This window comes from Mammaliicoccus sp. I-M35 (assembly GCF_022386455.1).
In the GTDB taxonomy this organism is placed as follows: domain Bacteria; phylum Bacillota; class Bacilli; order Staphylococcales; family Staphylococcaceae; genus Mammaliicoccus; species Mammaliicoccus sciuri_A.
Window position 1 is genome coordinate 1 of the sequence record NZ_JAJNIL010000022.1, and the last position, 3,021, is coordinate 3,021.

The window sequence follows — 3,021 nt, forward strand, 5'->3', positions numbered from 1 at the left end:
CTGCATCACTGTCTGCGTCGGCGTCACTATCTGCGTCCGAATCACTATCTGCGTCCGCATCACTATCTGCGTCCGAATCACTATCTGCGTCCGAATCACTATCTGCGTCCGAATCACTATCTGCGTCCGAATCACTATCTGCGTCCGAATCACTATCTGCGTCTGCATCACTGTCTGCATCTGAGTCGCTATCTGCGTCGGAATCGCTGTCTGCATCTGAGTCGCTATCTGCGTCGGAATCGCTGTCTGCATCTGAGTCGCTATCTGCGTCGGAATCGCTGTCTGCATCGGCGTCGGCGTCTGAGTCAGAGTCATCTCCATCTGCTCCACCGTCACCAGAGCGAACTATATTTTCATTATCCCAATAATAAGACTTTTTGCTTCCACCATAAATGTCACTATTTGTTTCTATAACACGAGTCTTAACATTTTCGCCACTATCGTCATATTCACCATCGATTGTAATTACAAATGTTTCATTAATATCACCAAAATTGAAAGTAATTGTGTTGTCGCCGTTATCATAAACATATGGTAATACATCATCTGTAATATCAATATAATTAGGACTATTAGGATCAACGTAATAGCTGTCAGTTACTTGTGCACCATCAGCTAATTTATATACTTTAAACTTAGTAACATCTTTATTCAGAATTGTACTACTTGTATTTGGATCATTATGGTACCCCTGTAAAGTCACAGTAGTGTCTCTTAAATTATTATTTTTAGAGTTTACATATATAGTTTGTTTATAAGTTCGTTCCCCAGAAGCTATATCTACTTTTGTAATGAATGAGGAAACATTTGCTCCATCTTGACCTGGAAGCCCCATCGATGGATCTCCATATTCAATATCTATATTTGAATCAAATTTTTGATTAGCTATATCAAACTGAACATCATAATTACCTGAATAAGAAGAATTTTTTCTGTCTGTCCAAATTGGTAATTCAAAAAATCCATTAATATTTTCTTTTCCATTTACGTAGTCAGTAAAGATATATCTACCATTTTTAGAAATGACATTGTATTCACCTTTTGCAACAATATCTCCATTAGCATTTTTAATATCCACTAATTTCATAGAGTTATCCGTTTTTGAATAATCAATATCTCCGTCAATCGTTAAATTATTTGGAATAACAAATGTGAAATAATCCCCTTCTTTTACAGGACCATCAACACTAAATTTGGCGCTCATATTTGAGTATCCAGAATTATTTGGATATAAAGTTTTATTATCAAAGTTAAACTCACCAACTTTTATTTGATCATTAACATCATCCTCAGAAATAGCTGCGAAAGAATATTCTTCTTTATCTTCATTCTCTTTTAAAGAAGAAGCTCCACTCTCATTATTTTCACTAGATTCGTTACTATTTGCAGAAGTCTCTGGCTTAACTGTTTCTTCACTTCCTGGCGTTGCTTCTTCTGTCTCTTCACTTGCCGGTGTTGCTTCTTCTGTTTCTTCACTTGCCGGTGTTGCTTCTTCTGTTTCTTCACTTGCTGGTGTTGCTTCTTCTGTTTCTTCACTTGCTGGTGTTGCTTCTTCTGTTTCTTCACTTGCTGGTGTTGCTTCTTCATTATTTTCAGATTGATTTATATTATCTTCAGCAACTGGTTTGTCACTACTATTGTTAGATTCTTCATTAACACTTAATTCTTCAGATTGACTATTTACAACTTGATTACTTTCATTACTATTTTGTTCATCTGCTTTTGCTTCATTACCAATTCCAAATAATAAAGCCGAACCAACTAAAATCGAAGCAGTGCCTACTGTAAACTTTCTAATTGAGTATTTATTATACCTATTTGGTATAAAATCTATCTTTTTACTACCGTGCTTCTTGTTGTTTTTCATATTTATTCCTCCTAATATGCATTGAAAAATAAAGTGACTAAACATAAAGTTCTAGCCACTTTATTTTTTAAATTATTATTTATCTTCTTTTCTACGACGACCGAATAAGAATAATGAACCCAATCCTGCTATTAAACCACCAATTAAAGTTGTATTAACTTCTGATTCTTCACCTGTATCAGGTAATTGTTTGTTATGGCTTGCTTTATGATCTTGATTATTTTCATTCAATTGATTAGCAACACCATTACCACCATTATTGTTTGAATCATTTGATGACATGCCTGCGTCTGAATCGCTGTCTGAATCTGAGTCGCTATCTGCATCTGCGTCACTAACAGAGTCTGAATCACTGTCCGCGTCTGCGTCGCTGTCTGAATCTGAATCTGAATCACTATCTGCATCTGCGTCACTGTCTGCGTCTGCATCACTATCAGAATCTGAATCACTGTCCGCGTCTGCATCGCTATCTGCGTCTGCATCACTATCAGAGTCTGAATCACTGTCCGTGTCTGCGTCGCTGTCTGCATCTGCATCGCTATCAGAGTCTGTATCGACAACAACTACAACAGATGGGTCTGATTCATTGCCATTATTATCTTTTTCAATACCTGTAATTTCATCGTCTTTATTTAAGTCTACATCAGTTGGAATATCTACAGACCAATTACCATTATCATCAATCTCAGTTTCTGAAGTACTGCCATCTGGGAAAGTAATTACTATAGTATTTCCAGGTGTACCATTTGAACCTGAAATGACAGTATCATCATTATCAATTGGATTAATTGTTGGCGCTGGTAAGTCATTTACATTTCCTACTGTTACAGGTACTTTTATGTGATCTTCTGTTCCATCTGGGTATGTCACCGTTACATCTACTTCTGTTGTACCTGGTGTATTTCCGTCTGGTAATTGTGTTTCATCATCTACTGTGATTGTTGGTTGTTCTTTATCCGCTGGATAATCTGGGATTGTTACCGCACCTGTTACATCGTCTGTTGTCGTTGGTGTGCCATTGTCTTTCGTTACACCTTCTGTTGTTGGTTCATAAGCATCATTATCTGCTTGTTCTCCTACTGTTACAGGTACTTTTATGTGATCTTCTGTTCCATCTGGATATGTCACTGTCACATCTACTTCTGTTGTGCCTG

2 protein-coding genes are annotated in these 3,021 nt (G+C 36.9%); both read right to left on the reverse strand.

The window, feature by feature from the left end:
• A partial coding sequence (locus LQ679_RS14585) for a fibrinogen-binding adhesin SdrG C-terminal domain-containing protein (RefSeq protein WP_239763575.1) occupies positions 1 to 1,867 on the reverse strand: 1,867 nt, incomplete at its 3' end.
• A 75-nt stretch (positions 1,868 to 1,942) separates the two neighbouring features.
• Positions 1,943 to 3,021: Rib/alpha-like domain-containing protein (locus tag LQ679_RS14590; RefSeq protein WP_239763577.1), on the reverse strand; the 1,079-nt coding region annotated here is incomplete at its 5' end.